Raw genomic sequence first — 2,105 nt, forward strand, 5'->3', positions numbered from 1 at the left:
AAAGATTCAAGATAAAGAAGGAATACCTCCTGAACAACAAAGATTAATCTTTGCTGGAAAACAATTAGAAGATGGTAGAACATTGAGTGATTATAATATCCAAAAGGAATCAACATTACATTTAGTATTAAGATTAAGAGGTGGTACAATGCAAATATTTGTAAAGACATTAACTGGAAAAACAATCACATTGGATGTAGAGCCAAATGATACCATTCAAAATGTTAAAGCAAAAATTCAAGATAAAGAGGGAATACCACCAGAGCAACAAAGATTAATTTTTGCAGGTAAACAATTGGAAGATGGTAGAACTTTATCTGATTATAACATCCAAAAAGAATCAACTCTTCATTTGGTTTTAAGATTAAGAGGAGGACAATAAATAACAACATTTAATAATATTAATAATTATGCATATAATGATATGAATCCATTATTTAATAATAAATCAATATTTGTTTACAGTATATATTTTTTACTGGATATTGTCAATTATTATTATTAATTAAATTTATTATGGATTTACAAATTTCATCAATATCAAAATAACATATAATATATTGGCTAGCTGATATTTTTATATGTTTTGAATATCTCATATTTTTTTTTCTTTAATTTATTTTGTGACCGCGTTTTATTTTTTTTGCTTATATTTTTTTGATTATCTCAAACTTTGAACTGTGCGGTTTATCTATTTTCAATTTTCATCTTTTTGATCCTTGAAAGAAATAAAGAAATAAAAAAATAAACAAAGAGTCACTTTTTTTTATAAGTTAACTCAAAACTTCCACTCACTAAACTCTGTTCGCTCACTTTATCACTTTATTAGTAATAATATAAATATGAAATATATCAATTTATACACTAACATACACTTTATATACACTTTATATACAAATTTTTATTTGTTATTTATCAAAAATGGTAATATAATGCTAATATAACGGTAATATAATGTTAATAAAACACGAAAAATCTACAAATTATAACAAGTTAACAAAATGAATTTTCAACGTTTGAGTTATTGAAAGAAATTATTAAACAGTTTAGATCAAAATAATTACTTAATTGACGCTAATCATCTTTTTTTTCACTAGATTTGGTTTTTTGACAGTTTTCAGTAATTCTGGATATGAGGGCATGTTTTTTTTGTCAAATTGTTGCTGTTTGAGATGATAACAACTTAAAACAAAACTCTAAACGATATTAGTCAATATATTCGAATGCTTAAGATTGTTCAATTACATAATTTCAGCATTTTATAAAAAAAGTTGCTGATGTTTTTAATCAAGTCACAATTTTATTTTTCTTCCAACTACAATTTTTTCTAGAATTACTCGAAATTTTGCACAATTTAAGTTTGTGACCCAAAACATTTTACAAACTTTCAGTATAGTAAGAAATTATTGCAAGTTGTGTCTTTTTCATTTTTTTTTTTCTTGTTTTAGTTCAATGTGTTGTTTAGTATTCAATGTTTTTTGGAAATGTTGACAAAAAACATTCGTCTTTTTCAATAACTGTTTTTTTGTTTAAATGAGACAATGCAAAAAAGCACTACTCAACAGTCGCTTTAATTAAACAATTCAAGTAATTAATTTCATTTCTTTGCATTAATGCACTGATCCTGTAACGTACAATTTGTATACAAACAAACAATTGATTTTTTTGAATAAACAATTTGATGTTGGACTGTTTATATTGAATTTTCGTGACACAACAGTGAAAACTAAGCATCAGCATTATTAAGAAAAACTTTAGCAGACTGCTAACCATCAATCAGCCGTATACACACACACACACAACAGAAGAAAAATGACACAAAAAAAGTGTGATACATTCTCGATTTGTGCGTGTCATCCTTGCGCAGGGGCCATGCTAATCTTCTCTGTATCGTTCCAATTTTTGCGGATGACCAGGTTTGACCCTGGTTCCGATTTTATATTCATAATCAAACTAATACTTATACACAAATGATTGCACTGAATATGCACAAAACAATAAATTAATTAACTAATTTCATAATTGATGATTATTTTATTTTCTACAGTTTGTGTATAATCATGAATAATATAAATAAAATAAAAAAAAGAAGAAAGCGAGTATCT

Annotated in this window: 1 protein-coding gene; it reads left to right on the forward strand. The window is 25.7% G+C overall.

Going from position 1 to position 2,105, the window contains the following annotated elements:
* Positions 1-382: polyubiquitin (locus tag SVN78_10485; GenBank protein ID MDY6822032.1), on the forward strand; the 382-nt coding region annotated here is incomplete at its 5' end.
* Positions 383-2,105 lie beyond the last annotated feature (1,723 nt).

This window comes from Deferribacterota bacterium (genome assembly GCA_034189185.1).
In the GTDB taxonomy this organism is placed as follows: Bacteria; Chrysiogenota; Deferribacteres; order Deferribacterales; family UBA228; genus UBA228.